The sequence below is a fragment of the Agrobacterium sp. a22-2 genome (assembly GCF_012276985.1).
Classification (GTDB): domain Bacteria; phylum Pseudomonadota; class Alphaproteobacteria; order Rhizobiales; family Rhizobiaceae; genus Allorhizobium.
This window is the reverse complement of record NZ_JAAXMM010000007.1, coordinates 191,146-207,767: the sequence shown is the minus strand read 5'-3', so window position 1 is coordinate 207,767 and position 16,622 is coordinate 191,146. Positions and strand designations below refer to the sequence as shown.

At 60.1% G+C, this 16,622-nt stretch carries 15 protein-coding genes and 1 pseudogene; 3 read left to right on the top strand and 13 right to left on the bottom strand.

Going from position 1 to position 16,622, the window contains the following annotated elements:
• Nucleotides 1-428 precede the first annotated feature (428 nt).
• Both HFC70_RS13125 and HFC70_RS13120 read right to left on the bottom strand, forming a co-directional pair.
• Nucleotides 429-806, bottom strand: coding sequence for a LysR substrate-binding domain-containing protein (locus HFC70_RS13125; RefSeq protein ID WP_246735760.1), 378 nt, complete (start codon nucleotides 804-806; stop codon nucleotides 429-431).
• Between the two features lie 436 nt (nucleotides 807-1,242).
• Nucleotides 1,243-1,623 carry a tautomerase family protein gene (locus HFC70_RS13120; protein WP_168473706.1) on the bottom strand — a complete coding sequence of 127 codons (381 nt, stop codon included), beginning with the start codon at nucleotides 1,621-1,623 and terminating at the stop codon, nucleotides 1,243-1,245.
• 95 nt (nucleotides 1,624-1,718) lie between these two features.
• Here HFC70_RS13120 and HFC70_RS13115 point away from each other — a divergent pair, with 95 nt between their 5' ends.
• Entirely contained in the window at nucleotides 1,719-2,576 is an 858-nt protein-coding gene (locus HFC70_RS13115) for a LysR family transcriptional regulator (RefSeq protein ID WP_168473705.1), read from the top strand.
• Nucleotides 2,577-2,707: 131 nt separating this feature from the next.
• Here HFC70_RS13115 and HFC70_RS13110 read toward each other — a convergent pair whose 3' ends face one another.
• Nucleotides 2,708-3,751: an SDR family oxidoreductase gene (locus HFC70_RS13110; RefSeq protein WP_168473704.1), complete on the bottom strand. Its 1,044-nt coding sequence runs from the start codon at nucleotides 3,749-3,751 to the stop codon at nucleotides 2,708-2,710.
• A gap of 77 nt (nucleotides 3,752-3,828) precedes the next feature.
• Here HFC70_RS13110 and HFC70_RS13105 point away from each other — a divergent pair, with 77 nt between their 5' ends.
• Nucleotides 3,829-4,254, top strand: a complete 426-nt coding sequence (locus HFC70_RS13105; RefSeq protein WP_168473703.1) for a MerR family transcriptional regulator — start codon at nucleotides 3,829-3,831, stop codon at nucleotides 4,252-4,254.
• A 146-nt stretch (nucleotides 4,255-4,400) separates the two neighbouring features.
• On the opposite strand, the gene HFC70_RS13100 is transcribed toward HFC70_RS13105, so the two are convergent.
• Complete coding sequence (locus HFC70_RS13100; RefSeq protein WP_368669644.1) at nucleotides 4,401-4,937, bottom strand: hypothetical protein; 537 nt, start codon at nucleotides 4,935-4,937, stop codon at nucleotides 4,401-4,403.
• Nucleotides 4,938-4,977: 40 nt separating this feature from the next.
• Between HFC70_RS13100 and HFC70_RS13095 the strand changes: the two are divergent.
• Nucleotides 4,978-5,886 (top strand): annotated as a pseudogene (locus tag HFC70_RS13095) (SidA/IucD/PvdA family monooxygenase); the annotation flags it as partial.
• On the opposite strand, the gene HFC70_RS13090 reads toward HFC70_RS13095, so the two are convergent.
• From HFC70_RS13090 to HFC70_RS13045, 9 genes are all read right to left on the bottom strand, one after another.
• The gene (locus HFC70_RS13090) at nucleotides 5,859-6,572 is read right to left on the bottom strand and encodes a 4'-phosphopantetheinyl transferase superfamily protein (RefSeq protein WP_168473700.1); all 714 of its coding nucleotides are present in this window, start codon (nucleotides 6,570-6,572) and stop codon (nucleotides 5,859-5,861) included. The pseudogene HFC70_RS13095 and the gene HFC70_RS13090 overlap by 28 nt on opposite strands.
• Before the next feature lie 462 nt (nucleotides 6,573-7,034).
• Complete coding sequence (locus tag HFC70_RS13080; RefSeq protein ID WP_168473698.1) at nucleotides 7,035-9,380, bottom strand: polysaccharide biosynthesis tyrosine autokinase; 2,346 nt, start codon at nucleotides 9,378-9,380, stop codon at nucleotides 7,035-7,037.
• A 91-nt stretch (nucleotides 9,381-9,471) separates the two neighbouring features.
• Nucleotides 9,472-10,377 (bottom strand): UTP--glucose-1-phosphate uridylyltransferase, encoded by a 906-nt coding sequence (locus HFC70_RS13075; RefSeq protein ID WP_168473697.1) that lies wholly within the window; start codon nucleotides 10,375-10,377, stop codon nucleotides 9,472-9,474.
• A 20-nt stretch (nucleotides 10,378-10,397) separates the two neighbouring features.
• Nucleotides 10,398-11,399 carry a glycosyltransferase family 2 protein gene (locus tag HFC70_RS13070; RefSeq protein WP_168473696.1) on the bottom strand — a complete coding sequence of 334 codons (1,002 nt, stop codon included), beginning with the start codon at nucleotides 11,397-11,399 and terminating at the stop codon, nucleotides 10,398-10,400.
• Nucleotides 11,396-12,343, bottom strand: coding sequence for a glycosyltransferase family 2 protein (locus tag HFC70_RS13065; RefSeq protein ID WP_168473695.1), 948 nt, complete (start codon nucleotides 12,341-12,343; stop codon nucleotides 11,396-11,398). Before HFC70_RS13065 ends, HFC70_RS13070 begins: the two co-directional genes overlap by 4 nt.
• Nucleotides 12,340-13,365 carry a glycosyltransferase family 2 protein gene (locus HFC70_RS13060; protein ID WP_168473694.1) on the bottom strand — a complete coding sequence of 342 codons (1,026 nt, stop codon included), beginning with the start codon at nucleotides 13,363-13,365 and terminating at the stop codon, nucleotides 12,340-12,342. Before HFC70_RS13060 ends, HFC70_RS13065 begins: the two co-directional genes overlap by 4 nt.
• Nucleotides 13,355-14,569 (bottom strand): glycosyltransferase, encoded by a 1,215-nt coding sequence (locus HFC70_RS13055; RefSeq protein ID WP_168473693.1) that lies wholly within the window; start codon nucleotides 14,567-14,569, stop codon nucleotides 13,355-13,357. The genes HFC70_RS13060 and HFC70_RS13055 overlap by 11 nt, the downstream gene beginning before the upstream one ends.
• A gap of 35 nt (nucleotides 14,570-14,604) precedes the next feature.
• On the bottom strand, nucleotides 14,605-15,396 hold the full coding sequence (locus HFC70_RS13050; protein ID WP_168473692.1) for a glycoside hydrolase family 16 protein: 792 nt from the start codon (nucleotides 15,394-15,396) through the stop codon (nucleotides 14,605-14,607).
• Between the two features lie 6 nt (nucleotides 15,397-15,402).
• Nucleotides 15,403-16,485, bottom strand: coding sequence for an acyltransferase (locus HFC70_RS13045; RefSeq protein WP_210259255.1), 1,083 nt, complete (start codon nucleotides 16,483-16,485; stop codon nucleotides 15,403-15,405).
• Nucleotides 16,486-16,622: the final 137 nt, after the last annotated feature.

Sequence of the window (16,622 nt, the reverse complement as noted above, 5' to 3'; positions counted from 1 at the left end):
CAGACGAGATTTTAGATGAAACTGCAAGAAATTAGAACGAATACGCCGTGCGGACGCCTAATTTTCATGCTGGAACAGATCCTATTCAATCCGGGACATATCCGACAGCCTTGAATGGTTGCGTATCCCGCTGGTGTGAATCAGGGATCAAGTTGCTCACCTCGTCCTACTAGGGGTCGATCCTTTCTGCCGGGCCTCGCGATGTGCCTCGTTGCCATGGATTTCGAGCCAGACTGAAGACGCCGCCTGCGGCCAGATGGCGCCACTCTGCGGTGCGTGATGTGGATTGATGACGCTGATCTCTGCCGATTTCCTTTCAGAATCAAAGTTGTGACTTTGACGATCGCCGCTTTGGATTTTTCTGTCACCGGAAATATGGGATGGGGGTTCGATTCCCATCAAGGCGAGCGTTGAGCAGCACTGCCTATTCATCTGCTGTACGTGCTCATCTGCGACTTAATGTTTTTCGCGAGCCGTGCGGCCGCAGTCTCCAGTACACCTTTCGAGCGGACGACCAGGCGAAGAGATGGGATAGGGAAATAGCGCTCGACGAGCGGCAGCCATATCAACGCTCCGCGCTCTGTCTCCGCACTGATGTCTAAGGGGTTCAGGAAGGTGATGGCGCTGCCACTCATCGCGAACTGTTTGATAACCTCGATCGAATCGGTCTCCACCGTCGGCTGCAAGGGCAATTCGGCAGAGGCGAAGGCATGATCCATGACGCTGCGGATTGCCATCGTGTCGGTCCCCGTCACGATCGGATACTGGATGCAGTCCGACAGGCGAAGAGCGGACTTCCGCGTCAACGGATGGTCCGGTGTTGAGTTTCAGCAGGATTTGACCCATTTTTTCATTTCGCGTTAGCCCACCAGATTCGATGTAGTAAGTTGTCGGCAAACAACTTTATTCGGCCAGAGTGGATCACCGCGAAATGGAAAAATGGTTCAAACTGACACGAAAATTAACAATAAGCGTCTGCTCGACCGTTAAAAGAACTCCAATGGGCTGACCAACGTCGACTCTCTTGAGTTCTGGTTAATCTGCTGAATGGCTTTGAAGGGTCGTACCGTTCCGTCCTTCACCTGCTGGACGCCGATATACCCGAAAGGCCTGGCATAGCTCGTCCCATGCCAGACGGTCTCCGGGGACCAGCCTGACACAGCCCCCAGACATCGATGGCATCGCCGCCGTCACGTTGAACGAGACGGAGCCGTCCAGCACAACCAAAACAGGCCTTTTGCCTCAAGCGTATTGCGCAAGGCCATTGCCGAGCGACCAGTTCTCTTTTGCCACTTCGACGATGTTGACGAACACATCCTGGGGCCGAATGCCGGGATTCTCTCCGAGCAACTCCATAATCCGCCGGAACAACAGCTTCTTCTGCTCTACGGTGCGGGTGTTGTTCGCGGTGATCTGGACGTAGACCAGGTCATCGCTCCGACCGACCCCAAGATAGGACGGGCTGTAGCGGAAATTTCCAGCATCATGCTCCGTAATTATCATGAATTGATCGTCTTCGGGCACCTCGAACGTTTCATGCATAGCGCGATATAGGCCGTCGAAGATTGCCTGGCGGTACGTCTCCGGCTTTCCAGCGCGCAGCGAGATATGAACAAGCGGCATCGTAGTTCCTTTCCATTTTTTCTCCGCTTGACAGTAGCTGGGGAAGAGTCATTTTGGCATGACATGGAATTGGATATCTAAGATCAAGATTGTAAATGATGGACCAGCCTCTTGACCTTGATGCGGTCCGAACCTTCGTGCATATCGCCGAACTCGCGAGCTTCACACGCGCCGCGGAGGCGATGGGGACGACGCAAGGAGCGGTCAGCCTGAAGCTGAAGCGTCTCGAAGAGAGGCTCAAGTGCCGCCTCTTCGAGCGAACGCCGCGTTATGTGCAACTCTCGGCGCGCGGCGCCACCTTTCTCGATCTCGCCCGTGAACTGTTGGAGGCGCACGACCGCGCGCTCGCCTCGCTGACGCCGGGGCGTCAACGCATCGCCATCGGTATCAGCGACCATGTGGCGGGACCTGAGCTTCCTGCCTTGATCGCGCGGATGAACGCACAGGACCCGCAGTTGGCGATCGAAATCCGCATCGGCTCATCGGATGATCTGCTTCAGAGCTTCGATCGACGGGAACTCGACACGGTGATCGTCCGCTTGCACACGAAGCGTGACGACGGCGAGCTCCTCACTGAAGAACAGTTTAGCTGGTTCGCGGCGCCAAGCTGGCAGCAGCGGGCGGATGAACCTTTGCCAATTGCCACCATGGCCGAGCCCTGTGGGGTACGGGCATTGGCCGGGCAGCTTCTCGACGCGGCAGGCGTGCGATGGACGGAGATTTTCGTCGGCGGCGGTGTGACGGCGGTGGCGGCAGCCGTCACGGCCGGATTGGGTGTCGCGGCATTGTCGCCGCGCATGGTGCCGTTTGGCGCTGTCGATGTCGGCCCCAGGCTCGGGCTTCCTGCCTTGCCGCGTCTCCCCGTCCTCCTGCATACCAGGATCAAGGACGGACGACCGCGCGACGCGCTCGCGGCACTTTCGGCCGCCTTCAGGAATGCGGTCCGAGGCTGACGAGCCCATCACAAACTGAAGGGAGTTGGGCACCGACCTCTTCTTTCGAGAACCGGTACACGGACGCGGCCGACGAGGTTGGCTGCGCCTTTCTCCGATATAGAGCGCGTTCATGCTGCATTGTGGCTCTTTCAGCTCAGCAAGAAGCCGTGCGCGCGGAACCAATGAACTTCATCGCGTAGCGTTTCGGTAACCGACCGGAACTCCAGACCTAACTCTCGTTTGCTCTTGGTAGGATTGTACCGAGAACGATCGTTCTCCGCCGCAACCGTGCGCGCCATGGCCCAACTCAACAGCACCGGCTTGCGGGTTATCCGCGCGTAGAGCTCATTGCCGGCGCCGATCAGGTGGAGAAAGATCAGCGGAATGCGGCGAGTTGGTGCCTTGACCCCAGTCGCCAGCGCGATCAGCGGCAACAGTTCGGCCATAGTCATATGTCGGCCGGCGGCCAAGTAGCGTTCGCCGCGCCGTCCCTTATAGTTAGCGAGGATCATCGCCCGTGCGACATCTCGGGCATCGACTACTGAGAAGGAACCTGGCGGAACGCCGGGCAGACGTTTGAGCGCTACATCCAGAACGGTCTGACCCGCTGATGTCGGCCCAATGTCGCCCGGTCCGTGCATCCAGCCGGGAAGTACCATCGTCGCCCAGAAGTCGGGATGAGAATCGAGAAAGCCTAGCACGACGCGGTCCGATAGAATCTTGCTGCGATAATAGTCGTCGGCGTCCCGCTCATCCCGTAACATGGTCTCGTCGATGAGCTGCCCTGGGGCTCCGCGCAGCACTGCGATCGAACTGGTGTGGATGAAGCGTCGCACGCCGGCTTTCCACGCGTGATCCAGCAGGGCGCGGGTGCCCTCGACATTGGCCGCATAGAGCGCGTCCCAATGCCGCCCTCCTTTGTAAGAATCCCGGAAATAGGCCGCTGTATGGAAGACCACGTCGACACCCTGAAGCGCATCCGCGAAACCTGGCACATCGAGCATGTCGCCGGTAACGATCTCCAGATCGAGTCCGGCAAACTGCTGGGCCGCCTTTTCAGGTGAGCGAACCAGCGCCCGCACCCGCCAGCCGTCGGCGATCAGTTCGCGCACCAGATTATTGCCGAGAAGTCCGGTTCCCCCGGTGACGAAGGCAAGGAGCGAAGGGAAAGTGCTATTCGAATCGTTCGTCATGAAACTGCTCCACAGTTGAAGGAGCATGGCCTATAAGGCTGGACCAAGGTCCATGGTCAAGAGCTTTAGGAGCAAAAATGCTGATAGGGGAATTTGCCCAGCGGACTGGGCTCAGCCAAGACACCGTTCGCTTCTATGTGCGCAATGGTCTGCTCACGCCGCAAGTCGGTGCAAAGGGCGGCCGCAATCCTTATCAGATGTTCACCGAACGCGATGCCTCGACGGCTCGGATGATCCGCTTTGCGCAATCTCTAGGCATGTCCCTTAAGGAGATCGCGGAGATTGCCACGGAACTGCAGCGCGAGGGCCTTTCGCAGGCGCGTGAAGTTGAGATCATGGAAGATCAACTCGTCAAACTCGTGCAGAAGGCGGCCGAACTGGCCGAATTGACCGATTATCTGCGTGCAAAGCGTGATTGGGTCGCGCGCGGTAAGCCGGGTGATGAACCGCGGTTTACGGACGAAACACTTTGCCTGGCTTCACCGGTGACGGGCTTGAGATGATATGCCGCAATCTGCGGCGTTTGCGCCGTCACCGCGTAAATATCGCACCATGGCGTAAAATCGGCGGGGCTGGAGGGCCGCGCCCGACGATGATGAGCACTTCGTCTACGCTATAGCACTCTAATGTCGCATGCATTCGCCGCAGATTACCACATGTCCGGGACATCCGCGCGATTTGCAGGATCAGCCCAGTAAAGCGACGGCAGGCAGCGTGAAAGATAGCCAAATTCGCTATGACAATGTTGGAGAAGTCCAAGGCCGATTTCGTCGGCAACACTTCTTCCATCCACCGGAGCAAGCAGGAAACAGCTCCGCAGCACGGCACCGAATGGTGTATCGCGCACGACATGCGCCATAGCCCCTTGTTGCGGATCACCAGCTGAATCGAGTGCGACATGATCGCCAAAACCGATTCTTGCGACAACTGCGAGCGAGGCGTTGCCTGATTGGCGAGCGGCGGTATAGGCGCCAGGCGAGAAAGCCTCCTCCGGATCATGGAAACGGATCACGGCCGCGACGGGAGGAATATTTCCCAACGCTTCTACTGCACGGATGGTCGCTCCGACGTAGCTTTGTCCCTTCTGCCACTGCGGGCTCCAGCCGCAGTGCTCGACATGATCGGTCGGGTGCCACAACAGCAGATGTTGAGTGGTGTCAAATTCCTTGAACCACCAGTCGAGCATCCTGCCCTTGCAGTTTGGAAGCTCGGTGCGAACCTCGACACGCAACATCGTCATCGGAACCGGCACGTCGCCCTTCGTGCCGGCCTGGGCCGAACCCTTTCTCGGCGCCAACTGCTTCCACAATGCCGAGGCCGCGTTCCGGCTTGGCGATCTCAAGGCCCGGCGTATCGTCGTGGTCGGTGGCGGACAGAGTGGCGGCGAGGTCGTGGAAGCGCTGCTCAACGGCCCGCATGCGATCGACGACCTCACTTGGATCAGCCGCCGGCACAATTTCGAGCCAATCAACGACACGCCGTTTTCAAACCAGGTTTTCTCACCCGAATATGTGCGGGCCTATCTGGGACTCAATCAGGAGCAGAAGCAGGAAGCCTTCAAGACCTCAATCCTGACCAGCGACGGGTTGTCGTTGTCGACCATTCATTCGGTCTACCGGCGCCTCTATGCCTTGCGCTATCTCGACGACAGCCCGATCAACGCCAGGCTGATGCCGAGCCGGGATGTCATCCAGATGGAAGCGGATGGCGGCTCGTACCGGCTGATCGTGCGCAACCGCTTCGATGGAGGCATCGAGATGCTGCATGGCGATGCCGTCATCCTGGCGACGGGCTATCGTTTCCGGTTGCCGGATTGCCTCGCCGCACTGACCGACAAGATCCTCGTCGATGCGCAGGGCCTGCCGCTGCTGAACGACGACTATACCCTGAAATGGGCAGGACCGGCCTCGAGCCGCATATTCGCCCAGAATGCCGGCCGCCATTCGCACGGGATCGCCGATTCCCAGCTGAGCCTGATGGCCTGGCGCAGCGCCAGCATCGTCAATAGCCTGTTGGGGCTGCGGCATTTCGACATCGAGCCCGACAATGTACAACTGGAGTGGAGTTCAACGCCGAACCCGTCATCCGACCTGCGCGGGCGGTTTTCCTACCCCGCGAGCGTTTCGGCTTCGTGAAACTCGCAGATCCGGATGACGGGCGTTCCGTGATCCGAATGAGCGGCCAGCGCCAAAAGGTGCTGGTCGATGCCGTCATGAAGGACGTGGATCCAACCCCGATCGCTTTTGCCTTGATGCGTGATGACAGGCCTATTCGCCTGCCAGGTAACCTCCACCTGCCTCGGATCCTCCAGGAGCCCGACGCCGATCGCCTTTAGGTAGCTCTCTTTCAATGTCCAATGGGCCAACAAGACGCGCGCGGCCTCGCCGGGCGGCAATTGGCGGATATGGTTGATCACGCTGTCGGTGCAAAAGGCCTGGGCGGCCTCGGGTTCAAGGTCGCTGTCGATGGCTTCGCAGTCTATTCCGACCAGATCGCAATGCTGACCGATGGCAAGGGCCACCACTCCCGCAACATTGGTGATGTTGAAGGCGAAGGTGTCATGATCGGAAAGATAGGGCTTCCCTTTTTCGCTGATCGAAACCGCAATGGCTTGCGGCGCCAGATTCATGCGCACGGCCAAACTTTGGCGCAGGAGGTATCGTCCCGCCAAAAAGCCGGCGCGGACATGCGTATCAACACAGGCCTCCGCCCGTTCCCGCTCTTCCGGCGAAAGGATCAGGCTCCACCGTTCGCATGCGGCCTTGTCATTACGAGGGAACTGCCACCAGATGATGTCGACGGATATGCATGCGGGCTCCATTGCCGCTTTTGATGTCAGTTCGTCTGTGGACTGTGGAGATATGGGCTGCCTCGCTGGGTGTGAGGGCGGATCGTCACTGCCGTTTTGGACCCGGCCGGCTCCAGGGTCAACCTGACAAAGGTCCGCTATTGCAGCGCTTAAGTCCGCTTCGCATATCGATGGCTGTTCTTGTCAGCGCCCTCTATTCTCTTGCTACTCACCACTCAAGGAGCGGCTTGAGGAACGGGTCTGACAGCAAGGCTTCCTTATCGATGCCGTGATGAGCGATAGCCCCCTTTGCTCACGGCGTGCTTCCTATTCCCGTCATCCTCAACGAGACACCGTATTTCAGCAAGGAGCCCCGCACCGGCGAATGGCAGGGTTTTGTGCTCGACATGGCGAACGATGACGAGGCTGGCATGTCTTTGGTTCTAATAACCACGTTTTGATGCGCTGCAGTTTTTCCGCCAGCGTCACCTGTTCTCATGGGGCGACGGCAGTCTGTTCGACATAATATTTGGCATAGTTGTGCCGCATGGTCTCCGAGCCGCCGAAGTCGCCGTAGCGCCCAAGCTCCGTCATGTCGGTCTTGTTGAGAATGACACCCAGGATCTTGGAGCTGATCTGCGTTTCCGCATCGAGAATGTCGGAGACCAGCCGGGTCGGCGTCTTGCCCCATTCCACCACGAAGATGAAACCGTCGGCATGGGGCGAGAAGGCCTTGGCATCGACGACCGGGCCAAGCGGCGCCAGATCGACGATGACATAGTCGAAGGACTGGCGGACGTTGTCGATCAGCGTGGTCATGCCGGGCGAGGCTAGAAGCTCGTTGGTGTGATGCAGGTGCTTGGAAGACGCCCGCGCTGCGACCGGCAGGATATGCAGCTTGGTTTCCTGGTCGATCTTCACGGCATTGGTCCAGGGAACCTCGCCCAGCACGACTTCGACCAGACCGATCTTTGGGCTCGGCTTGAGCAAGCGGCTAAGGCTCGGATTGCGCAGGTCGCCGTCGATCAGCAGCGTCCTCTTGCCGCTTGCGGCGAGAAGCACGGCGAAATTGGCGGCCACCGTCGATTTGCCTTCGCCAGGAATCGACGAAACGACGCCAATGACCCGGCTGGTGCGGCCCTGCAGAATGATGTCGGTGGCAAGCTTGGTGTTGCGCAATGTCTCGGTAAAGGCCGAGCGTGGCGCATCGAGCACCGTCCGCATCACTCGGTTGAGCGCATCGCGATCGGGTTTGGGCTCAAGCGCCGCCCGGTTCTTGAGGAAGGGCAGTGGAGGAAGCGAATAGACTTTCTTCGGTTTGGTGCCGATCAGCGGCAGATATCCGAGCGATTTCTGGCCGAGAACGTTGCGGACATCGCTTTCCAGCCGGAAAAATCGTTCCTGCATCTCCTGAAAGAAGCCCAGAACCCCGCCGAGCATCAGGCCCAGCACGGCAGAAAGCGCCAGAACCATGGTTCTCTTCGGTGCGGACGGTGAAACGGGTACCCCTGCTTCCGAGATGACACGCGCCTTGGCGATCGGGAAGGATTGTTGCTGGGTCGCCAGTTCGTAGCGGCTAAGATAGGATTCATAGAGCGTTTTCAACGCTGTGGCCTTCTGCTCCAGCTCGCTCAACCGTACCAGCGAACGGTTCGCCTCGGAATTGCGGCCGGCAACGCCGTCAATGCTGTCGCGCAAGGACTGTTCGCGCGACCGCGCCACCTCGAATTCATTGCTGTAGCTGGCCGTCAACTGTTCCAGTTCGCGAAAGATCCGGCCGGCGACATCGGTCTTTTCGGCCCGCAGCGCAACCGCCTGCGGGTGGTCGGCGCCGAAATTCTGGGTGATCTCCTGCTCGCGCTTCTCGATGGTGAGATAGCGGCCGCGCAACTCCTGGATGACGGAATTATCCGTTTGCTGCGAAGAGACGACGGCGTTCTTGACCGCGCCCTCTGGCCCCTGGTCGGTGATCGACTTGAATTGGCGGTAGCGGGCGCCGGCCGTTGCGGCATCGGCCTGGGCGATGATCAGCTGGCTATTGAGATCGGCCAATTGCTGCTCGGACATCAACTGGCCGCGCGCCGAAGTGAGGCCGTTTTCGGTCTTGAAGCGCTCGACGTCGAGGGAGGCGGCCTGGGCACGCTGGCCGAGATCCGAAAGCCGTTCCTGCAACCAGACCGAGGCCTTTTCGGTCGCATCGAAATTGGCGTTCAACTCATCGGTAAGAAAGGCTTCGGCATAGGCATTGGTGACTTTCGCCGCCAATTGCGGGTCGGGCGATCGGTAGGAGAGCGCTACGACCGCGCTGCGCGACACACGCTCGACCGTGATCGATTGCTGGATAAGTGCCGCCGCCTTCTGGCGCTTGCCGCTCAGGATGGCCGCTTCCGAGGCAGGCGTCGACATGTCGAACAGCCCGACCATCGACTTCAGCCAGGATTTTGCCGTGGCGACCGGCGATTGCGGCGGATTGAGGATCATATCGTTTTCGGCAAGGTCTGCTTCGTCCACCACCCGCAGCGCCATCTTGCCGGATTTCAGGATTTCCACGGCGCTCGATATCTGCGTGTCGGCCTGTTGCCGGCTCTGGGCCGAAGCCTGTTCCTCCTCGGCATAGCGCGACAGGTTCTCGTCGAGCAGGATCTGGGTCTGCGAGGTGTAGATCGGCGTGGCAAAGACCAGATAGGCGATGCCCAGCATGATGAAAAGGGCGACCGAAAGCATGACGATACGGGCGCGCCGCAGCACGGCGGCGGCCAACCGGTCCAGATCGATGAAGGAATCGGAATTGTCCTTCTCTCGCTGCAACAGACTGTTCAATGGCAGACTTCTTTCGTTCATGATTGCCGCTCTATCTCTATAATGTGTTCCTGTCCGGGCATGGTTGCCCGGACAGGTCTTGCCGCCGATCGCTAAGGCTGGTCGACGCGCCTCAGGCGGCCCGGATCCTGCCCTCGTGCGACAGGACGAGTTCCTTCACCGAAGCGAGAACCGTGCCGCCGATGTCGTCGCGGGCGAGCGCGAAGGCGACATTGGCTTCGATGAAGCCCTGCTTGGAGCCGCAATCGAAGGTGCGCCCGTCATAGGGGTGGGCATAGAACGGCTGCTGCGACGACAGGGTCAGCATCGCATCGGTCAGCTGGATTTCATTGCCAGCGCCCCTCTGCTGGCGGGCAAGGATCGAGAAGATATCCGGCTGGAGGATATAACGTCCGTTCAGGTAGAAATTGGACGGCGCCTCTCCAGCCGGCGGCTTCTCGACCATATGGGTGACGGAAAAGCCATGCGGTACGGCCGACCCCTTGCCGACAATGCCGTATTTTGAGGTTTCCTCGGGTGCGCATTGCTCGACGCCGAGCACATTGCCGCCGACCGTGCCGTAGAGATCCATCAGACCGGCCATGCAGCCGCGGGCGCCGAACGAGATCATGTCGGGCAGCAGAAGGGCGAATGGTTCGTCGCCGATCAGGTCGCGGGCGCACCAGACCGCATGGCCAAGACCGAGCGGCGCCTGCTGGCGGGTGAAGCTCACCGAACCGGCCGTCGGCAGCATGGCCTCCAGTTCCGAAATCTGTGCCGTCTTACCGGACCGGGACAGCGAGGAAATCAGTTCGGGGGCATCGTCGAAATGATCTTCGATGGAGTGCTTGTTGCGGCTGGTCACGAAGATGATCTGCTCGATGCCGGCCTGGCGTGCTTCGTCGACGGCATATTGCACGACCGGCCGATCGACGATGGTCAACATTTCTTTCGGCATGGCCTTGGTGGCGGGAAGAAAACGGGTCCCGTTTCCTGCCACGGGAATGACGGCTTTCCTGACGGTCCTGTTAGGGTCCATGGCACTGTCCTTTGCGAGTGTTAGGGCCTTTGCCCGGGAGTGGAGGAGGGCGCCGCCTTGGCGGAGCGGTTGGCGCCGAGGAGCGGCGCAATCATGCGCTGCAACCGGACGGTGATCGGCATGCGAAGATGCCAGAGGGCGGAAGGGTGGGCGATGGCGACGCCAACGGCGCCGGCAAAAGAGCGTTGTTTGAGAAAGTCGATAAGAGCCACGAAGGCGCTCGCCGTCTTTAGGCTGCGCGTGCGCCGGCGCTGGGCCGCCATAGCCGGCCCGTCGAGCCGGTATGTCTCAAGAAAAATCTTATCCGAAGCGAGCATCGCCTCGACATGGTGCTGTTTCAGCACGCGCGAGATCGAACCTTCACGGATGTGATAGGTATAACCGGCAACCGGCTCGATGGCACAGATGCCGCCAACGGCAAGCGCCGAGGCAAGCAGAAGATAGTCCTCGCCGATCCGCAGGCTCTCGTCGAACCTGAGATCGTGTGCCTCCAGAAACGACCGCTCGAAGACCGGCTTCATATAGCCGAAATTGTGCCCCGATCGAAAGAGGATGTTCGATTCGATGAAGGCCGGAAGGCGAAGGATTGGTTGGTCAACGAGCTGCCGCTCGTCGAACATCCGTCGGCAGTGCCCATCGCCCGAAACCACGTCGAGATTGTCGACGACGATCTGCGCGCCTGTCGTCTTGGCACGGGCGAGCATGCGGGCGAGACGGTCTGACTTGATGGTGTCGTCCGCATCCAGCACGGCAATCCAGCGGCCCCGCGCCTGCGACAGGCCGGCATTGCGGGCGCCGCCCGGGCCCCGATTGTTCTCGAGAGCGACAAGGCGAATGCGCGGATCCGCCTCGGCCATCGAGAGAACGGTTGCGGTCGTGTCGTCCGACGAGCAGTCGTCGATGACGATCACCTCAAGCGTCACGCCCTCCTGCCGCAAGGCGCTTTCGACAGCGCGTACGATGGTGTCGGCGGAATTATAGGCGGCAATGACGAAGGTGACGTCTGGAACCGTTTCGGTCATGGCGTCGTCGCTCCGAGCACGCCATATTGCGGAATTTCGCGAAAGCCGAGAATACCGGCCACAGCACCGATATGCAGCGCGGCGCGAAGCGCATAGCGGGTTCGCTGCACCGGCAGAGCGATGCTGGCGAGGCTGGCGAGCGCGCAGACCGCGCATTTCGAAGCGGCGATCGCCGCGTGGCGCAGCCGCGCCATCATGCCGGCATTCTCGGATAGCAGCCGCCCATGGGTCTGCCCCATGCGGTAACGGCGCTTGGCAAGCCAGGAAAGCGTCGCCCGGTTTGCCGGCACAGGTTCGTGCACCAACGCCTCAGGCGCATAGGCGATCATGCCGCCCGAGCGATGCACATGGGTGAAGAATTCCGTATCCTCGCCACCGCTCTTGCCAAGCGCCAGATTGAACCTTCGCCCCCGCAGAGCCGGCGCGGACAGGTCGAGAAGCGTATTGCAAGTATAGCCGGTCCGGATTTCGCCACCGACCCAGACGGGCAGGGTGGAATGAAAGTCGCCGCGGCGCATCCAGCCGGGCGCACTTGTCTGGTAACCAGCCCTGACCGGTCCGAGAACGGCCGCGGCACCGGTCGATCGGGCACATGTCAGCAGGTTCGACAGCCAATATTCGGAGGCCGTTTCGTCATCGTCGATGAAGGCGAGATAATCGGCCGTGCTGGCATCGAGACAGGCGTTGCGCGCCACGGAAATATTGCCGGCCGGGCAATGCACATAGGCAATCTCGAACGGCACCGTCGGCCGCAGCGTGTTGACCAGCGGCTCGGCTGTCGGTGTGACATCATTGTCGGCGACAATGATGCGAACCGTGGCCCCGTCGGGAACGGATATCATCGCCAGCGACAGAATGGTCTGTTCAAGCTCGGCACGTCGGAAAGTGCAGACGCCGATATCGATGCGCAAGGCGGAAGCGGGGGAGGAGTCGTTCTCGCTCATGGCATCAACTCCTGGCTCTGCGGATAGGCAGCGACCCGGCGTCCGCGAACATCCAGAAGCTCGCGCCAGAACCCGGCCGACCAGGCAAAATGCATGACCATGGCCGACACCGCCGCAAGCGGCCCATAAGGGTCGCCCTTTCCAAGCGCCAGCCAGACGCCATAGGACAGGCAAGCCACAGCCCACAATCCGACCGGAACGATGGCCAGCCAGCTGAAAACGGCAAGGAGCGCACCGACGGCCACCGGCGCGACGGCCAGCGGGATCATCTGGCGAATGCTCGGCAGGGCGCGGTGCTTGAGAAAATTGCGCGCCCGCCCGCGGCCATAGCCGAAATATTGCCGGAACAGGGGCAAAACGCTGGAGCGCGGATAGTAGATCATGCTTGTTTTGTCCGTCATCCAGATGCGATAACCGGCCTTGTTGAGGCGATAATCGCATTCTGCATCTTCGTTGTGATTGAAATTCTCGTCATAACCGCCGATGGCGCGGAAGGCAGCAATGCGCATCAGGGCGTGGTGACCGTGGTCGGTCCAATGGCTGGGAGCTCCGGTACGATGCTTGGAGCCGCCATTGCCGAGCTTCGAATTCTGCGCCAGCGCCGTGGCCTTCTGAAATGTGCCAAGGCCGATCGTCCGCATGCCGACCACCACCGAATCCGCGTCGGTCTCAAGCGCTTCGCGCACCAGGTTCTGGCAATAGTCGTCGGGATAGTCGCCATGCGCGTCGATCCTGATCAGATAGTCGCAATCGGTGCCGAAGGTCGCGACAGCGAGATTGACCGCCGCGCTCTGGATTCGTTTGGGGTTATCGAGCAGCGTGACCTTGTCGTTGGCCTCGGCAATCCGGCCGACGATCTGGCGGGTGGCGTCTCGGCTTCCGCCATCGGCCACCACGATGCGGGCATCGAGATCGTTAAGCGCCCCGCTCAGCCGGTCGATCACACCCTCGATATGCTTTTCCTCGTTGAGGCAGGGAATGACGATCAGGCAGCGCACGGATTTCAAGCTATCATCCTTCATGAACATCCACCTTCTGGGCAACGGGTTGGGAAAGAACGGGCACCGGCTGAACGGTACGCGGCAAAGCGGCAATCTGGGCAATGTCGCGAACCAGGGCCTGGCAATCGGCGCGGTCGCAGATCCAGACTTTCGGATCCTGCGCCACAATGGCGTTGAAAGCCGTGAGATAACGGTCCGCCGTCATGGTCTGGAACAGATCAGCAAGATGCTCGAGATTGGCCTCTGCAAGACGAAAACCGATCATCTTGCGCTCGACGAAGCGGGCAGTCTCTGTGCCGGAAAGCGCAATCGGCACGGCGCCATAGCGGCAGCCTTCATAGAGCCGGTTTGGCAGAAGCCAGCTCGAATTGAGCCCTTCCTCGAAGAAGTCGATGGCCCAGGAAAACTGAACCGCGCCATAGATACGTGCCAGGTCCTCAGGGTTCTTGTAGGGTCCGTGGTAGGTCATGAAAGGCTCATTGCGCACGAAGCCGTCGAAATCGTCGAATTCCGAATAGGCCGGCCGGCCCCGGAGCTCGATTTCCACTTGGCCCGCCATGGCACGGGAAAAATCCGAGAGGAGCTTGAGGGATTTCGAGCAGCGCAGAGCGCCGAACCAGCCGATCCGCCAGGGCTCCCCATCCTGCGGCAAACGTGCCACGGGCGAAATCGGCGCGTCGTGGTCCGAGAGTTCGAGAACCTTGTTCTCAAGCAGCATGATCGGCGCGGTGAGGCCGGAGAGCGGCTTGAAGTAGTTGTCCACGAAGGCAGGTGAACTGGTGATCAGGGCGCGGACATCGCGGCCCAGATAGGCTTCCGCACCTCGAATAGCCTTGCCGGCCATGTCCTTGCGCAACAGCAGGCGATGGATGTCGAGGCATTCATAGACAACAGGCACTTTCGCCCCGAACAATGTTGCGGCGCGATTGGCGACCGCCAGCATTTCCAGATTGCGGGCAATAATCACATCAGGTCGACGAAGGCCGCCAAGCCGACCGCCAAGACCAAAGCAGGCCTTGGCAACGGCCGCTATCCGTTGTCCGAACTGTCCGTCCGCCGTCGTGCCAAGCTCGATCGGGGCGATTCCCTCGACGGACGCCAGCACGTTATCGTCCCGGCGGAACCCGGCCAGCGATACGTCCGCACCGCCTTCGCGCAGCATCAGCACGCGGCGCCGGACGGCCGGGTCTGCCAGATCGTGGGCCAGATAGAGGATATGAAGCATCAAAATATCCGTGTCCGTGGGGTGTCGGTCAAACGTCAGTTCAACGTGCAGGCTATGGATTCGGGAAACTGGCAGGAGTCGCCGGCGGCGGTGAAGGCAACGCGGTCGACTTGCATCGTGGTTGGGCCGGTTACCGAAAATTTGCCCATCCAGTCGCTCAGCGTATCCGTGCCCCAGAGGCTCAGGAATATCTTCTGCGCATTGACGGGGAGCTTGGTGGCATCCGTCACCTCGTGAACCATCCGGCCGTTGAGATAGTAGCGCAACCGGTCCTTTTCCCAGATGAAGGCATAGTCGTTGAAGGCGCTGTTGGCGCCGCCAGGAACATCGACCAGCTTCTCGTTGCCGCCCTTGGCCGAGATATACTGGTTGAGCTGGACCTTGCCTGGATCCTTGCCGAGCACTTCAAAATCGATCTCGTCATGCGGTTTTTTGTCGGTCGGGCCGATAAAGGTGAAGAAAGCCGAATTGAGCCCGGACCCGTCCGCCGTCTTCATCCGCACTTCGTAAGTGCCGTAACCGTAACGTTTGCGGGTCTGGATTTCGCCGCAGGTGAACTCGCGTTCGCCCGACTGCCGTTTTTCGAAGGTCAGGTTGAGGATGCCATCCTCCACCTTCACCTGCCGTTTCGACCAGGTGCAATTCTGGTGGGCGCCATTGTTCCAGCCGTCGGAGACATACCAGGATTTGGTGTCGAGCCTGTCGAACGTCTCGACGAAGGACGTGCCGGTTACGTCCTCCTGGGCAAGGGCCATGGTGGCGGTCCCGGCTGCGCAGATGCTGAGGATAGCGAGGCGGCGGAGTCGTTTTGTGAAATTCGATCGCATCGTCTGTTACCTTTCCTGTGGCGTGTAGTTTGCCTGTTTGCCTGGGGCTTCGCGGCGAGGCGGGACTTTTCCCGATTTCGACCGGCTGCCGGTCAGGAGGCCATAAAGCTGGGGCATGGTGCGCTTCACGACAGCGTTGGAGAGAACGGTGGCGATCAGCACAAGGACCGGAGCCGTAATGTAGAACAGTGGATAGAAGTCGAGACCAGAACGGTTCCACACCATCCACGCCACCACCAGCAGGGGATAATGGGCGCAGAAGATCCAGAAGCTCAGGCCGCCGCCCTTGGACAAAGCCTTTGCAAAGCGCGAGCCGGTCAGCAGGGCCGACAGGCACCAGGCGCCGAGAATCCCGGTCAGGGCAGCGAGGCTTCGTGCGGTTTCCAGCCAGACTGGAAATTCCGGGCCGTATTGGTAGAGCGCCGTGGCAAGGGCCACGGATATGGCCAGAACGATCGTGAATACCAGACCTGCTTGACTGTCGAAGCGCTTGATATCCACCTTGTGAAGGGCGGCGTAAATCCCGATGCTGAAGCCGAAAAGAATGGACTTCTTGAGGAAAATTCCATTCGGGACAGGTAGCACGGCGTAGGCCAGAAGCACGGCGAGCGTCAGACCCGGAAAGCGCATGACCAGGAACCCGAGCGCCGGCGAGAGCAACAGGCAAAGGAGGAGATCGCGTAGGAAGTAGAGCGGCACGTTGATCGGCCAGGCTTCCAGCGCAAAGGCGTGGCTGGCGAGATCTCGCCACGAGGCGCCGACAACGTCAGGGACATAGCCGAAACCTATTCCGTTGCGCTGGCCAAGATAGACAAGCAGCAGGAAGGACAGGTTCCAGATCAGGAATGGCACCAGCACGGTCATCGCCTTGCTTCGCGTTGTCCTTGCATAGTCGAAGCCATCAAGGCCGCGACGAAACAGCAAAAAGCCCGAGATTGCGCTGAGGCATGGCACGCCGACCCGGAACAGGCTGTCGCCAAGAAAGATCCGCAGCCAATCGAACATGCCATAGGTGCCCAGGAAAGGGCTGGTCTGCGGATCGTAGGGAACGTGCACGAACACAATCCCCGAGATGAGCAGGAGGCGCATCAAATTGATCCGCGAAGAAACGTCCGCGTCCACATTCACGATGTCAGTCACCCCTATCGGGCCGTTCCCCCCGGACGGCCGTTTCAACCAGAGCAGACTTGAGCCCGCATCAATAAGCTAGGGCATTGAACGTCAGA